Origin of the sequence: Actinomadura sp. NPDC048394, assembly GCF_040651755.1 — a bacterium.
GTDB lineage: Bacteria > Actinomycetota > Actinomycetes > Streptosporangiales > Streptosporangiaceae > Spirillospora > Spirillospora montaniterrae.
The window spans coordinates 148,198-161,411 of the sequence record NZ_JBEZJL010000003.1 but is presented as its reverse complement, the minus strand read 5'-3'; the positions used below and the strand labels follow the sequence as shown (position 1 = coordinate 161,411).

At 73.3% G+C, this 13,214-nt stretch carries 14 protein-coding genes; 7 read left to right on the top strand and 7 right to left on the bottom strand.

Translation table 11 applies throughout. The features are described from left to right. Positions 1-364 precede the first annotated feature (364 nt). Complete coding sequence (locus AB0C78_RS03010; protein ID WP_360741011.1) at positions 365-1,126, top strand: hypothetical protein; 762 nt, start codon at positions 365-367, stop codon at positions 1,124-1,126. 123 nt (positions 1,127-1,249) lie between these two features. Next, positions 1,250-2,134 carry a hypothetical protein gene (locus AB0C78_RS03005; protein ID WP_360741009.1) on the top strand — a complete coding sequence of 295 codons (885 nt, stop codon included), beginning with the start codon at positions 1,250-1,252 and terminating at the stop codon, positions 2,132-2,134. A gap of 106 nt (positions 2,135-2,240) precedes the next feature. Here AB0C78_RS03005 and AB0C78_RS03000 read toward each other — a convergent pair whose 3' ends face one another. Both AB0C78_RS03000 and AB0C78_RS02995 read right to left on the bottom strand, forming a co-directional pair. After that, positions 2,241-2,921 (bottom strand): response regulator transcription factor, encoded by a 681-nt coding sequence (locus AB0C78_RS03000; RefSeq protein WP_360741008.1) that lies wholly within the window; start codon positions 2,919-2,921, stop codon positions 2,241-2,243. After that, a complete protein-coding gene (locus AB0C78_RS02995; RefSeq protein ID WP_151539062.1) occupies positions 2,918-4,120 on the bottom strand; it encodes an ATP-binding protein in 1,203 nt (400 codons plus the stop codon). Before AB0C78_RS02995 ends, AB0C78_RS03000 begins: the two co-directional genes overlap by 4 nt. A 180-nt stretch (positions 4,121-4,300) precedes the next feature. On the opposite strand from AB0C78_RS02995, the gene phoU reads away from it, so the two are divergent. After that, on the top strand, positions 4,301-4,963 hold the full coding sequence (phoU, locus tag AB0C78_RS02990; protein ID WP_151539061.1) for a phosphate signaling complex protein PhoU: 663 nt from the start codon (positions 4,301-4,303) through the stop codon (positions 4,961-4,963). Positions 4,964-4,994: 31 nt separating this feature from the next. On the opposite strand, the gene AB0C78_RS02985 is transcribed toward phoU, so the two are convergent. Further along, positions 4,995-5,606, bottom strand: coding sequence for a TetR/AcrR family transcriptional regulator (locus AB0C78_RS02985; protein WP_360741005.1), 612 nt, complete (start codon positions 5,604-5,606; stop codon positions 4,995-4,997). A 106-nt stretch (positions 5,607-5,712) separates the two neighbouring features. Between AB0C78_RS02985 and AB0C78_RS02980 the strand changes: the two genes are divergently transcribed. Continuing rightward, the gene (locus AB0C78_RS02980; RefSeq protein WP_360741003.1) at positions 5,713-6,711 is read left to right on the top strand and encodes a hypothetical protein; all 999 of its coding nucleotides are present in this window, start codon (positions 5,713-5,715) and stop codon (positions 6,709-6,711) included. A gap of 54 nt (positions 6,712-6,765) precedes the next feature. On the opposite strand, the gene AB0C78_RS02975 is transcribed toward AB0C78_RS02980, so the two are convergent. Further along, positions 6,766-7,167 (bottom strand): carboxymuconolactone decarboxylase family protein, encoded by a 402-nt coding sequence (locus AB0C78_RS02975; protein ID WP_360741001.1) that lies wholly within the window; start codon positions 7,165-7,167, stop codon positions 6,766-6,768. Between the two features lie 107 nt (positions 7,168-7,274). Here AB0C78_RS02975 and AB0C78_RS02970 point away from each other — a divergent pair, with 107 nt between their 5' ends. Beyond that, complete coding sequence (locus tag AB0C78_RS02970) at positions 7,275-8,156, top strand: LysR family transcriptional regulator (protein WP_360740999.1); 882 nt, start codon at positions 7,275-7,277, stop codon at positions 8,154-8,156. Here AB0C78_RS02970 and AB0C78_RS02965 read toward each other — a convergent pair. Together AB0C78_RS02965 and AB0C78_RS02960 are read right to left on the bottom strand one after the other, a co-directional pair. Next, positions 8,153-9,193, bottom strand: a complete 1,041-nt coding sequence (locus AB0C78_RS02965; protein ID WP_360740997.1) for an aldo/keto reductase — start codon at positions 9,191-9,193, stop codon at positions 8,153-8,155. The two genes, AB0C78_RS02970 and AB0C78_RS02965, sit on opposite strands and share 4 nt — an antisense overlap. A gap of 129 nt (positions 9,194-9,322) precedes the next feature. Next, the gene (locus AB0C78_RS02960) at positions 9,323-9,754 is read right to left on the bottom strand and encodes a MarR family transcriptional regulator (protein ID WP_360740995.1); all 432 of its coding nucleotides are present in this window, start codon (positions 9,752-9,754) and stop codon (positions 9,323-9,325) included. A gap of 75 nt (positions 9,755-9,829) precedes the next feature. Here AB0C78_RS02960 and AB0C78_RS02955 point away from each other — a divergent pair, with 75 nt between their 5' ends. Further along, positions 9,830-11,017 carry an MFS transporter gene (locus AB0C78_RS02955; RefSeq protein WP_360740993.1) on the top strand — a complete coding sequence of 396 codons (1,188 nt, stop codon included), beginning with the start codon at positions 9,830-9,832 and terminating at the stop codon, positions 11,015-11,017. A 32-nt stretch (positions 11,018-11,049) separates the two neighbouring features. Here the strand turns inward: AB0C78_RS02955 and AB0C78_RS02950 are convergent, their stop codons facing one another. Continuing rightward, positions 11,050-11,886 (bottom strand): PaaX family transcriptional regulator C-terminal domain-containing protein, encoded by an 837-nt coding sequence (locus tag AB0C78_RS02950; protein ID WP_360740991.1) that lies wholly within the window; start codon positions 11,884-11,886, stop codon positions 11,050-11,052. A gap of 108 nt (positions 11,887-11,994) precedes the next feature. Between AB0C78_RS02950 and AB0C78_RS02945 the strand changes: the two genes are divergently transcribed. Next, positions 11,995-13,212, top strand: a complete 1,218-nt coding sequence (locus AB0C78_RS02945) for an LLM class flavin-dependent oxidoreductase (RefSeq protein WP_360740989.1) — start codon at positions 11,995-11,997, stop codon at positions 13,210-13,212. The last annotated feature ends 2 nt before the right edge of the window (positions 13,213-13,214 follow it).

Below are 13,214 nucleotides of genomic sequence, written 5' to 3'. Positions count from 1 at the left end.
TAGAACCAGGGTAGCACGGAAACGAGCGTGCCTGAACCGGCCTTGCCGACATATCCGCAGGTCAAGCCGCATATTGGGGTATTGACAAAGCTCTTTAATGGTGCATCGGGCACCTGTTCCCCGCACTCAGCGTGACCGGAGCACCACCAGTGTCCCCCCGGAACGCCTCTACCGCCAACCACCCTCCGGATACAAGCGTCCCCGCTGCCGATCCGCCGGACGCGCCCCATACTGGAGGTGAACATGCCGCCCCGGGCGGGTACGAAGCGGCCGGAAGGGACCGAACCGGGCAGTGGCGGGCGGCGAGGCGGCGCGCGGAGGCGGTGCCGGCGAGCGACGGCGAGCGACGGCGAGGAGGTGCGGCGTGAGGCCCGACGGCGACCCGGACCCCGATGACTACGGGCTCCCGCACGTGGACGTCGTCGTCCCCGATGACGCCCGCGAGCTGGACCGCGACGTGCTCGCCTACCGCCGCGAGGAGCGCCGCCGCCGGCGCCGCAGGCGGCTGCGCCGGGTCGTCCGGCCGGTCACCCGGTTCGGCGTCGCGATCCCGATCATCGCCGGGGCGCTGCTGGTCGCGCTGATCAGCGGGGCGCTGATGACGGCGTTCGGGCCGCGCCCGGCGCCGCGTCCGAAGGGCGTCGCGCTGGCCCCGAGCCCCACGGCGGCGCCGGGCGAGATCGGCGGGCTGCTGCCGGCCGGCTCGGTGGACGTGGTCAACCGCAGCAAGAACGCCCGGGACCTGCGCGACCTGCGGCCCGCGGTGTTCGGCATCGTGCCCCCGGGCGCGCAGTGCCCGGGCGTCGTCGCCGCGCTCGCGGGCAGCGCGCACGAGTACGGCGTCCGGTTCCTGCTGGTCGCCGACCCGCGGCCGGCGGGCGGGCGGCAGCCGGTGCCGCTCAAGGACGTCAAGGCGTGCGCGGGCACCGCCCACGACGGGACGCCGGAGATCCTCGAGGACGCGAAGGCCCTGCTCGCGGGCGCCTACGCGCCGGTGCCGGGGCCGGACGGGGCCGGGCTCACCGCCGTGTTCGTCCAGCCGGACGGCGTCGTCGCGAACGTCGTGCCGGGCGCGACGCCCGGCCCGGACCTCTCCCAGAAGGTCAAATCGCTGAGATACGGCTGACATTTTCCGGCCGTGTCGCCACCCCGGATCGGGGCCCGCGCCGGTACCTCGCTACGCTTCCCCTGGCGTATCTCACGCCGCTCTCGTACCTTCCAATGCCTTTTTCGCGAGGAGACCGACGCCGTGATCCGAAACAGCCGTCGAGTGGTCGCGCTCGCCGTCGCGGGCGCCGTCGCGATCGCACCGGTGATCTCCGGCTGCGGCGCCGGCGAGGAACCTCAGACCTCCGCTCCGACCCAGCTGACCGAGGGCGTCAACGCGTCCGTGCCGAAGAACAGGCCGGCGGCGGCGCAGATCGACATCCGCAACCTGTTCGTCCTCGGGCCGAAGCCGGGCCAGACGCTGGCGCAGGGCGGCGCCGCGCCGCTGTACGCGACCATCATCAACCAGGTGAAGGGCCGGCCGGACAAGCTCGTCTCGGTGAGCTCGCCGGCCTTCTCCCAGGTGAAGCTGCAGGGCGGCGGCGTGGTGATCCCCGCCGCCGCGCCGACCGGCGAGGGCAGCGCGGTCAAGCTGATCGGCCAGACGATCGCCCCCGCCGCCTCCCCGAGCGCGTCGCCGACGGGGAAGAAGGCGAAGAAGTCCCCGGGCGCCACCGGGTCCCCGAGCGCGACCCCGAACGCGACCGGCACGCCCGTCACGCCGAGCCCGACGGGCGCGGGCGCGGCGAACGGCAACCCCTCGGCCCAGTCGAGCAACACGGCTCCGCCGGAGGGCGCCGGCGTGCCGTCGCCGGCGACCGGCACGGGCCCGCTGGTGGTGCTGGCCGGCGCGACGCAGCAGTTCGTCGGCGGCGAGCAGATCATGGTGACGCTGCAGTTCGAGCAGGCCGGCTCCGTGCAGGTGCAGGTGCCGGTGATCCCGCAGCAGGGCGAGTACGAGACCTACCCTGCCGCGCCCGGGACGGAGACGACGCCGTCCGCCTCCGCGTCGCCGTCCCCGAACGTGTCCGGCGGCTCCGGCACGGGCGCCGCGACCCCGACGCCCGCCGGCTCCGCCACCCCGTAAGACCCCGGCACGTAAGAACGGCCCGTACGGCACACGCCGTACGGGCCGTTCTTCATCAGGCCTTCACACCGATCAAACCTGCACGCCGATCAGGGCTGCACGCCGATCAGGGCTCGAACTTGTAGCCGAGCCCGCGGACGGTGACGATGAAGCGCGGCGAGGACGGGGTCGCCTCGATCTTGGCGCGGAGCCGCTTGATGTGGACGTCCAGGGTCTTGGTGTCGCCGACGTAGTCGGCGCCCCAGACGCGGTCGATCAGCTGCATGCGGGTCAGGACGCGGCCCGCGTTGCGCAGCAGCACCTCCAGCAGCTCGAACTCCTTCAGCGGGAGCTGGACGGGGGCGCCGCCGACGCTGACGACGTGCCGTTCCACGTCCATCCGGACCGGGCCGGCCTCCAGCGTGGCGGGGGCCAGCTCCTCGACCTCGCCCTGGCGGCGCAGCACGGCGCGCATGCGGGCGATCAGCTCGCGGGTGGAGAACGGCTTGGTGACGTAGTCGTCGGCGCCGAGCTCCAGGCCGACGACCTTGTCGACCTCGCTGTCCTTGGCGGTGAGCATGATGACCGGCACGCTGGACTTCGTGCGCAGCTCCCGGCAGACCTCGGTGCCCGGCAGGCCGGGCAGCATCAGGTCGAGCAGCACCAGGTCGGCACCGTTGCGCTCGAAGATGTCCAGCGCGTCGGGGCCGGTGGCCGCGACGGCGACCTCGAACCCCTCCTTGCGCAGGTTGTACGACAGTGCGTCGCTGAACGACTCCTCGTCTTCAACGACGAGCACGCGGGTCACGGTGTTGCCTCCCGGGCGGTTTCCATTGCGGCCCTCTCGACGGGCTTTACTGCGGGCAAGGGCGGGTCGATGAGCGGGAGCCGGAGCGTGAACGTCGATCCGGACCCCTCCTTGCTCCACACCGTCACCTCGCCGCCGTGCTTGGTGGTGACGTGCTTGACGATGGCCAGGCCGAGGCCGGTGCCGCCGGTCTGGCGCGAGCGGGCGGGGTCGACCCGGTAGAACCGCTCGAAGATCCGCTCGATCTCCGTCTCCGGGATGCCGATGCCCTGGTCGGTGACGTTGATCTCGACGTAGCGGTCCTCGCACCGGCGGGCGGACACGACGACGCGGGTGTGCTCGGGGCTGTAGGCGACGGCGTTGTCGATCAGGTTGCGCAGCGCGGTGATCAGCAGCTCCTCGTCGCCGCGCACCCGCAGGCCCTCCTGCCCGCCGCCGGCCAGCTCGATGTCCTTGCTGGACGCCTTGATCTGGCAGCGGTCGATGGCCTCGGCGGTGATCTCGTCGAGCCGGACGGGGCGCAGCTCGGGCAGCGGCTCGTCGCCCTGGATGCGCGACAGGGTCATCAGGTCCTGGACGAGGTTGGTCAGCCGGACGGACTCGTACTGCATGCGCCCGGCGAAGCGGCGGACGGCCTCGGGGTCGTCGGCGGCGCCCTCGACGGTCTCGGCGAGCAGCGACAGGGCGCCGACGGGGGTCTTCAGCTCGTGGCTGACGTTGGCGACGAAGTCGCGGCGGATGGCCTCGGTGCGGCGCATCTCGGTGAGGTCCTCGGCGAGGACGAGGACGAGGCCGTGGGAGCCGAGCGGCGCGACGCGGACCGCGAACCAGCGCCCTTCGGCGCGGCCGCGGCGGCGGGTCTCGCCGACCTGGATCTCGGTCTCGCGGATCTCGCCGTCGCGGCGGACGAGCCGGGCCATCGCGAGCAGCTCGTCGACGACGAGGCGCTCGCCGCTGACCATGCCGAACGCGCGGGCGGCGGAGCTGGCCCGCAGCACCCGGTCCTCGGCGTCCACGACGACGGCCGAGGACCGCAGGACGCTGAGCACCGAGGCGACCCCCGGTGGCACGCCTCCGGCAGGCGCCGCCGGGGACGCCGTCCGCTGGGCTCGCTCGCTCACGCGCACCGCCAATCCAGTCGCGAGCCCGATCGCGAGCCCGGCAAGCCCGGTCAGGCTCGCGACGATTTCGACCTCCACACCACGGATCGTAAGCGGCGTTTCGAGGGCGGCCGCCCGGCGGCCTGCCCGAACGGGGTCTCGTTCCCCGAAAGTTCACCTTCTTATACGCAGGGGTTCACACCCATGGGGCAGGCTGTTGCGTGGGCGAGTCCGCCCAGAATGACCGTCTTTCGCCCCCTTTGCCCCAAGGAATCCCAATTGCGTGACGCGTATCACGAGGAGCTCGACTCCCTCTCCGACAAGCTGGTGGAGATGACCCGGCTCGTCCGCTCGGCGATGGCGCGCGCGGTCACCGCGCTGCTGGACGCGGACCTGCGGCTGTCGGAGGAGGTCATCAGCGGGGACGAGCACGTCAACAAGATCGACGCGGAGATCGAGGAGACGGTCTTCGACCTGATGGCCCGGCAGCAGCCGGTCGCCGGCGACCTGCGCACCCTGATCACCGCGCTGCGGATGAGCGGCGACCTGGAGCGGATGGGCGACCTCGCGGTGCACATCGCCAAGACGGCCCGCCGCCGGCACCCCGAGACGGCCGTCCCGCCCGAGCTGCAGGCCACCGTGCTGGAGATGGGGCAGATCGCCGAGCGGATGATCGCCAAGACGGGCAGCGTGATCGCGTCCCAGGACGTCGAGATGGGCCTCGAGCTCGACGCCGACGACGACCAGATGGACCGCCTGCACCGCCGCCTGTTCGACATCCTGCTGTCCCCGAAGTGGAAGCACGGCGTCGAGCCGGCCGTCGACATCACGCTCGCCGGGCGGTACTTCGAGCGCTTCGCGGACCACGCCGTCCACGTCGCGGAGAACGTCGTCTACCTGGTCACCGGGCAGCGCCCCGCGGAGATCACCGACCTCGCCTGACCCGCCGCGCCCCCGCGGCGGGGAGCCGGGGTCAGGCCGGCTGCGCGACGAGGGCGCCGTTGGCGAGCGCCCGGATGCCGAGCTTCAGGTCCCGCGGCGTGACGTCGTCGATGAGGAGCCGCTGCAGCAGGTAGCCGGGCATGATCGCGAAGAGGGTCTTGCTCGTGGCCTCGACGTCGGTGCCGGCGGGCAGCCGCCCCTCGTCGACGAGCCGCCGCAGGTAGCCGCCCCAGATCTCGCGCAGCGCGGCGAAGGACCCGGTGAGGTGGTCGGCGAGGTCGGGGTCGTACATGGCGAGGGCCCAGGCCTGCGGGGCGAGCCGGACGGGCCCGTCCTCGCCGGACAGCCCGGTGAGCTTGTCGGCGAGCGCCTCGAGGATCTCGTCGAGCGGGGGCGGCCGGTCGCCGGAGGTGAGATCGATCAGGAACGCCTGCAGGTCGCCGACCACGGCCATCAGGTTGGCGGCGACGATCTCGTTCTTGCTCTTGAAGTACCGGTAGACGGCCCCGGCCGACAGCCCGGACTCGGCGAAGATGTCCTGCATGGACGTCTCGTGGACGCCCTTGCGGACGAAGCATCGGCGCGAGGCGTCCAGGATCTGGCGGCGGCGGCGTTCGAGGTGCTCCTCGCTGACTCGCGGCATGCCCTCAATCTAAAACGAACGTTCGTTCTTGACAAGGCGGCGGTGCGGTGCGACGCTTCCGGTAGCCAAAAAGAACGGACATTCGCTTTCCTTCGAGGAGCGGGCCATGAAGTCCTCCCCCACCGCGCGCGCCCTGGGCGTCGCCATCGGCGCGGCCCTGCTGCAGCTCGTCATGATCACCGCCTTCGCGTGGCCGTCCGCCCACCTCGCGCCGCGCCGCGTGCCCATCGTCGTCACGGGCCCCGCGGCCGGCTCCGTCGCCGAACGGCTGGCGCAGGCCCGCCCCGGCGCCTTCGCCATCACGACCCGCCCCGACGAGGCGTCCGCGCGCAAGGCGCTCACCGACCGCGACGCCTACGGCGCGATCGTCACGGCGCCGTCCGGCGTCCGCGTGCTGACCGCGTCCGCGGCGTCCCCGGTCGTCGCGCAGCAGCTCGACGCCCTGGCCCAGCAGTTCGCCCCGAAGCGGGACGCGGCGGCGAACGCGATGCCCGCCGTCCGGGACGTCGTCGCCGCCGACCCCGACGACCCGCGCGGCACCGGGTTCGGCGGCATGGCGCTCCCCCTGATCATGTCGTCGATCGCCGGCGCCGCCCTGCTGACCTTCACGGTCCGCCGGGTGGCGTGGCGGGCCGCCGGCGTGCTGCTGTTCGCGCTGCTCGGCGGCCTCGGCTCGGCGGCGCTCGCGCAGAGCTGGATGTCGCTGCTGCCCGGCCCCTACCTCGCCATCGCCGGCGTCATGGCGTTCACCATCGCCGCCGTCGCCGGCACCGTCGCCGGCCTCGCCGCCGCCCTCGGACGGGCCGGGCTCGGCCTCGGCGCCCTGGCCTTCCTGCTGGTCGGCAACCCGCTGTCGGGCGCGACATCGGCCCCCGAGCTGCTGCCCCGGCCGTGGGGCGAGATCGGCCAGTACCTCCCGCCCGGCGCGAGCGCGACCCTGCTGCGCTCGGCCGCCTTCTTCGACGGCGCCGGAGCCGCGCGCCCGCTCGCGGTGCTGGCCGGATGGACGGTGCTCGGCGCCGTCCTCCTCGCGCTCGGCGCCCGGCGCGCCCGGGCCGCGCGGGCTGACGCCGACGTCCGCGCCCCGGAGCCGGCGCTCACCTGAGACCCCCCACCCCGCCCTTCCGGGAGAGGCGCTCCCGGAAGGGCCCGGCCGTGTTCAGGACAGGTTGCTGATCGGGAGCAGGCCGCGCTCGCCGAACACCTTCTTCGCCACGAGCGTCGCGTTGACCGACCGGGGCATCCCCGCGTAGACGGCCGTGTGCAGCAGCGCCTCGGCGACCTCCGTGGCGGTCAGGCCGACGTTCAGCGCGGCGTTGATGTGCACCTCCAGCTCCGGCTCGCAGCCGCCCAGCGCGGCCAGCACGCCGAGCGTGACGAGCTGGCGGTCGCGGGCGGGCAGCTCGGGCCGGGCGTACATGTCGCCGAACGCCCACGCGACGACCTGGTGGCCCAGCTCGGGCGAGACGTCGGCGAGCGAGTCGACGACCCGCTTCCCGGCCTCCCCGTCGACCTGCTCCAGGACCTTCATCCCGTACCGGTGGCGCTCTTCGCGGTTCATCTCGTCCTCCTCGGAAGCGGTTGCGATGACTCGATCGTGGCCCGGAAACGCGCCGGCGCTGCCTCTGAGGCATGCGGAGATATACTTCCCATGCTTTGGAGGCATGGATGGACCTGCGGATGCTCGGCTACGTCGTCGCGATCGCCGAGGAGGGCTCGGTCAGCGGCGCCGCCCGCCGCCTGCGGCTGACCCAGCCGACCCTCAGCCGCCAGCTGCGCGAGCTGGAACGCCGCCTCGGCACCGAGCTGTTCGCCCGCGAGGGACGCGGCCTGACCCCGACCGCCGCCGGGAAGGCGCTGGTGAAGCGGGCTTCGGTGGTGCTCGCCGAGGCGGAGGCCGCGCTGGAGGACGTCCGGCTCGCCGCGCAGGGCCTCACCGGACGCGTGACGGTGACGTTCGCCGGGTCCGGCATCAACGGGCCCCTCGGCGACGCACTCGGCCGGCTCCGCCGCGAGCTCCCCCGCGTCGACCTGCGGCTGGAGGAGAGCTTCAACGACGCCGAGATGTCGGACGGCGTGCTGGACGGGCGGTTCGACATCGCCGTCCAGCGGCTCCCGTCCCGCGACGCCCGGCTCGCCACCCGGCCCTGGTGGAACCAGCCGCTCACGCTGTTCCTGCCGTCGGCGCACCCGCTCGCGCACGCGCCCGGCCCGGCGCCGCTGACCGCGCTCGGCCGGATCCCGCTCGTCGTGTGGCCGCGCGAGGTGTCGCCGCACTCCCACGACGAGATCCTCGCGCTGTGCGACCAGGCGGGCGTCGTGCCCCGGATCGGCGCGCGGGGGCGCAGCGTCCAGACGGTCCTCGCGCTGGTCGCGGCCGGTTTCGGGGGCGCGGTGATGCCCGACTCGCACCGCGCGCTGCGCCGCGTCGGCGTGACGCCCCGGCCGCTCGCCGGCACGAACACGACGCTCTACCTGGTCTGGCGCGCCGGCGAGACCGACCCGCTCGTCCACCGCTTCCGGGACACCCTCGCGGGCCTCGCCGGCTAGCGCGCGACCCCGAAGCGGCGGAGCGTCTCGTGCGGGAACCCCAGGTCGACGGTGCTCGCCTCGTCCAGCCTCGCCCGCTGACCGGCGTCGAGCTCGATGTCCAGCGCGCCGAGATTGTCGTCGAACTGCGCCATCGTGCGGGCACCGACGATCGGGGCCGTGACGGACGGATCGAGCATCGTCCAGGCGAGCGCGACCTTCGACGGCGTTGTGCCGATCTCCGCGGCGACGTCCTTCACGACGTCGACGATGTCCAATGCCCGCTCGGTGAGGAAACCGTTCCCAATGGCCACGTCCTTGCGAGTGGACTGGCCGTTCCCGGCGCCGTTCCCGGTTTCCAGATCGGCGCGGGTGTACTTTCCCGTGAGCACCCCGCTGCCCAGCGGGGACCACAGGACGACCCCCAATCCCATGGTCTCCGCCATCGGGATGAGGTCGCGCTCCACGGTCCGTTCGACCAGGCTGTACGGGATCTGCAACGCGACGAGCGGCGCCCGGCCGCGCAGTTCGGCGATCGCCTGCATGCGCGACACCTGCCAGGCCGGGATATCGGAGACGCCGAGGTAGAGGACCTTTCCGGCGCTGACCAGGTCGTCCATCGCCCGCAGGATCTCCTCCACGGGCGTGCCGCCGTCCCACATGTGGAGATAGAGCAGGTCGATGTAGTCGGTGCGCAGGCGCGAAAGGCTCTCCTCGACGGACCTGACCATGCTCTTGCGGGAATTGCCTCCCGAGTTCGGGTCGCCGGGACGGGTGGGCATGGAGTATTTGGTCGCGATCACCAGTTCCTCGCGGCGGCCCCGCGCGAATTCGCCGACCATCCGCTCCGACGTCCCGTCGGTGTAGGCGTTCGCCGTGTCGACGAAGTTGCCGCCGCGGCCGGCATAGGCGTCGAAGATCGCCCTGGCCTCGTCCCAGTCCGCGCCCCAGCCCCAGTCGGCGCCGAACGTCATCGTCCCGAGCGCGAGCGGCGAGACGCGCAGCCCGGACCGTCCGAGCGGCCGGTACGAGTCGAGCGTCACCTTCGTCGTCGTCATCGACGTCTCCCTTTCCGGTGCGGATGCGGGGTCCCTCGAGTCTGATCGGACGCACCGGCACGATCAACGGCGAGACCTGTAACGGCCGCCGTGGTCGAGCCCGCGCCGGCCCGCGCCCGCGCCGGGTTCTCAGCCGTCGGCCAGCAGGGCCCGCAGCAGGTCGCGGAGGGATTCCTGCTGGTCGCCGGCCAGCGCGGCCAGCGGGGAGTGGGTGCCGAGGCGGTCGAGGACATCGGCGCGGGCGCGCTCGCCCGCCGGGGTGAGGATGATCTGCTTGGCGCGCCGGTCGGTGGGGTGCGGGCGGCGCTCGATCAGGTCCTGCCCTTCGAGCCGGTCGAGGACGAACGTGGCGTTGGACGCCTCGCACGCCATCCGGACGGCGAGCTCGCGGGCCGTGATCGGCTCGGACAGCTCGCGGAGCGCGACGACCTGGGACGCGGTCATGCCGACGTCCTCGGCGACGCGCCGCACGTGGACGTCGAGCCGCTGCACGAACCGGTGGACGAGCTTGCACACGTCCCGGTCGATGTCGTCCGCCGCCGCGCCGGGCCGAGTCGTCATGATCCGGAGTCTACCCGGCTGATTCGAGTCATGATAATGATAGTTCGAACTATCCGAGTTCGAACTATCTGGAGCGTGTGCGTGCCCCTCCCCGTGCTGTCCCTGATGCTGGTGGTGTTCGGCCTCACCACCGGCGAGTTCGTGATCGCGGGCATCCTGCCCGACGTGGCCGCCGGCCTCGCGGTGCCGGTGCCCGCCGCCGGCCGCCTGGTCACCGCCTACGCGCTCGGCATGATCGTCGGCGGCCCGGCCGTCACCGTCCTCACGGCGCGGCTGCCCCGCCGCCCCCTCATCGCCGGGCTCGTGACCGTGTCCGTGCTGGCCAACCTCGGCTCCGCGGTGGCGCCCGGCTACGGCCTGCTGCTGGCCGCCCGGTTCGGTGCCGGGCTCGTCGTCGCGACGTTCTTCGCGGTCGCCATCGCCACCGCCGTCTCCACCGCCGCCGAGGGCAGGCAGGCCTCGACCGTCGCGAAGGTCGCCCTGGGCATGAACCTCGGCATCGTCCTCGGCACCCCGCTCGGCACCCTCGTCGGCCAGCACCTCGGCTGGCGGGCGGCTTTCGCGGCCGTCGCCGCCGTCACCGCCGCGGGGCTGCTGATGGTGCTGCGGTTCGTGCCCGCGGTCCCCGCCGCCGCGGCGTCGGTGCGCGGCGAGCTGCGCGTCTTCGCGGGCCGCGGCGTCCAGCTCGCCATCGCCCTCACCGCCGTCGGCAACGTGGGCGTGGTGACCGTCTTCTCCTACATCGCGCCGCTGCTCACCGACGTCAGCGGGTTCGGCGAGGGCGCCGTCCCCGTGCTGCTGCTGGTGTACGGCGCGGGCGCGGTCGCCGGCAACCTCCTCGGCGGACGGCTCGCCGACCGGTTGCTGATGCCGTCGCTGGCCGGCCTGCTCGCCGCGCTCGCGGCCGTCCTCGTGCTGTTCTGGGCCGCGGGCGGGGTGCGGGTCCTCGCCGTCCCGCTGGTCTTCGCCCTCGGGCTGCTCGCCTTCGCGATCATCCCGGGCATGCAGACCCGCGTGCTGGCCGCCGCGGGCGCCGCGCCCACGCTGGCCGTCGCGGTCAACGCGTCGGGCTTCCAGGTCGCCGCCGCGTTCGCGGGCTGGCTCGGCGGCGCGGTCATCGACGACGGCCCGGGCGCGCGCTCGCTGTACCTGGTCGGCGCGGCCTTGACCGTCGCGGGCCTGGGCATCGCCCTCTACATCCTGCGCCGGGACCGCCGCGCGGCCGCCGAACCGGAACGCCGCCTGGAACGCGTCGCCCCCTGACGTTCACGGGCCCGCCGCCGCGCGCGGCGGGCCTACGCGTCGGCGTTGAGGCGGGTCCACCAGCGGTCGGCCGGTTCGTACCAGCTCAGCCAGTTGTCGATGAACAGCCGGGTCGCCTCCTCGCCGGGCCAGTCGTCCGGCAGGAACACCACCGGGAGGCGCGGGTCGCGGTCGAACACCAGCCGCCACGCGTGCACCATCCGGAGGCGGGCGACGAACGCCTCCTCGTCGGTGCCGGGCTCCACGCCCGCGAAGCGGTCGATGAAGCCGGTGAACAGCGGGCGGATCGCGGCGAGGTCCCACGCCTGCTCGATCAGGCTCCGCTCCTCCTCGGCGGACCGGATCCGGCTGGTCAGGAACGTCGCGTGGCCGAGCAGCCCGAGGTCGCCGAGCAGTTCGCGGACGGCGTCGACCCCGCCGGGGTCGGCGGCGATCCACACCCCGCGCCCGAGCGGCCCGAAGCCCTCGAACTCCAGGCGCTCGGCGAGCCAGCCGTGCTGCGGGGCCTGCTCGACCGGACGCAGCAGCAGCATCTGCCACTCCCCGTCCCACGGGGTCTTCTCGACGGCGCGGACGAGCCGCTCGGTCCAGCGGCGCAGCAGCCGGACCATGCGGGGCGTCAGGCGCAGCCGGGTGCGGCGGCCGACCGGCTCGGCGGCGAGCCAGCCCTCGTGGACGAGCCGGGTGACGGCCCGCCGCGTCGCGCCCTCGGCGACGCCGAGCGAGCCGAGGGCGGACACGACCGCGCGCAGCGGCACGGTGTCCGCGCCGGCCCACCGGACGTACTCGCCGAGCAGGGTGAACACCAGGGCGCGGGCGCTCGGCCCGCCGTCCGGACGGCGCCGCAGGGCGGGTTCGGCGACTGCCATCGGGCTCCAGACTCTCCGCTTCGGGCGTATTGACCCTACCGTCGGCCGCCTATAGGACGTAAATACACGATCTCGTTGAGATGTGTCCTATAACTCGGAGGAGCCCGCGTGTCCCCAGCGCAAGGAGCGCCGCCGCAGGCGCACGGCCCCACCCGTTTCGGCGCGTTCATCGCCCCCTACCACCGGCTCGGCGGCAACCCCGCCCTCCAGCTCAGGCGCGACCTGTCCCTCGTCGAGCACCTCGACGGCCTCGGCTACGAGGAGGCGTGGATCGGCGAGCACCACTCCGCCGGGATGGAGATCATCGCCTCGCCCGAGGTGTTCATCGCGGCCGCCGCCGAGCGGACGCGGCGGATCCGGCTCGGCACCGGCGTCAGCTCGCTGCCCTACCACCAGCCGCTGATGCTGGCCGACCGGATCGCGCTGCTCGACCACCTCACGATGGGCCGCGTCATGCTCGGCACCGGCCCCGGCCAGCTCCCGTCCGACGCGTTCATGATGGGCATCGACCCGATGCGGCAGCGCGACATGATGGCCGAGTCGGTCGCCGCGCTCGTCCCGCTGCTGCGCGGCGAGGTCGTCACCGCGAAGACCGGCTGGTTCACGCTCGACGAGGCCCGCGTCCAGCTCGCGCCGTTCACGCCCGGCGGCGTCGAGATCGCGGTCGCCTCGACGATCTCGCCGAGCGGCGCCGTCCTCGGCGGGCGGTACGGGCTGTCGCTGCTGTCGCTCGCGGCGTCCGACCCGTCCGGTTACGAGGCGCTCATGCCGAACTGGAAGGTGTACGAGAGGACGTCCGGCGAGCACGGGCACGTCCCGGACCGGTCCCGGTGGCGGCTCGTCGCGCCGATGCACATCGCCGAGACCCGCGAGCGGGCCCGCGCCGAGGCCGCGTGGGGCGTGCTCGACCTCGTCCACTACATCGAGCAGCTCAGCGGCATGACGATGCCGTGGGGCAAGACCGCCGAGAGCGCCGTCGAGCAGTGGACGGCCGAAGGGTTCCCGACGTTCGGGCGCGCCGTCATCGGCACCCCGGACGACGCGATCGAGGCCATCGAGGCGCTCGCCGTCAAGACGGGCGGGTTCGGCACGTTCCTGCTGCTCGGCCACAACTGCGCCGACCCGGCGGCCACCCGGCGCTCCTACGAGCTATTCGCCGAGCACGTCGTCCCGCACTTCCGCGGGCTCAACGCGGGACGCACGGCCAGCCTGTCCTGGGCCAACGCCAACAACGAGCGGTTCATCGGCGCGCTCAAGCAGAGCGTGACGGCCGCGTTCGAGAAGCACGGCCAGGTCCTCGCCGACGCGACCTCCGAGGAGAAGTGACG